The sequence below is a fragment of the Endozoicomonas atrinae genome, from assembly GCF_001647025.1.
GTDB lineage: Bacteria > Pseudomonadota > Gammaproteobacteria > Pseudomonadales > Endozoicomonadaceae > Endozoicomonas > Endozoicomonas atrinae.
The window spans coordinates 1-785 of sequence record NZ_LUKQ02000670.1; the positions used below are offsets into that span (position 1 = coordinate 1).

The window sequence follows — 785 nt, forward strand, 5'->3', positions numbered from 1 at the left end:
GGTGCCTTGCCGTCAATGATGGCTTTCTTGTATTGGTTGATCAGCACTGACTGTTTAATGGTCTCGGCTTTCGCTTTGGCGCTGTCCAGCAGCTCTTTCGGGGTGAGGTTGGCGGTGCCTTTCTGCTTCTGCAGCTGTTTAATGGCGTTGGATAAATAGGGCGTTTTCTCGGCGATGGCGGTGTCCAGCTGGTGCTGCGCTGCTTTCTGAATCGCTTTCTGTTTCTGGGCGATAAAGGTGCCGTCAACACTGGCCTGTCCCAACTTCTTCAGGGCGGTGTTGGCGGCTAATTGTGTGAGGTACTTTTGCTTTGTCTGCTTCGCAGCATGGGCTCCCTGCTTTAATGCCCGCTGCATGCCGGGTTTTAGCTGCAGGGCTTTTTCCTTCTCCAGCTGGCGCAGCTTGTCCATGCGGGCTTTGCCGGGGTTATGATCCCAGCCGGGGTCTAAATCCACGGGCACCGTCATGGCTTTGCCGGTTCTGGGGTTTATCCACAGGCGCTTCTTGATGGTTGGCTTTGGCGACAGGGGTATTTTATGTCGTTCCATCTCCTCTTTGGTCAGCTGAATCACACCACACCGGCAATTCCAGCCATTGGGTGGATAGTGGGTCTGCCAGAATGGGTCGTCTAACGGACGGGCGGTGCCGTTCCACTGTTGATGCTCTGGTCGGGTGCGGTGGTCTTCTACGGCGTCATACATCAAAAAGGGGGCAGCCTGGCTGTTGGCCTGGATGCTCTGCCACTGGCCGACGGCATAGGCGCTCTGCAGGTTGGTTCTGAATAT

General features: G+C 55.8%; 1 protein-coding gene. It reads right to left on the reverse strand.

Annotation, left to right across the window (positions count from 1 at the left end; translation table 11 throughout):
* Window positions 1-785: phage head morphogenesis protein (locus tag AK963_RS29950; RefSeq protein WP_175404756.1), on the reverse strand; the 785-nt coding region annotated here is incomplete at both ends.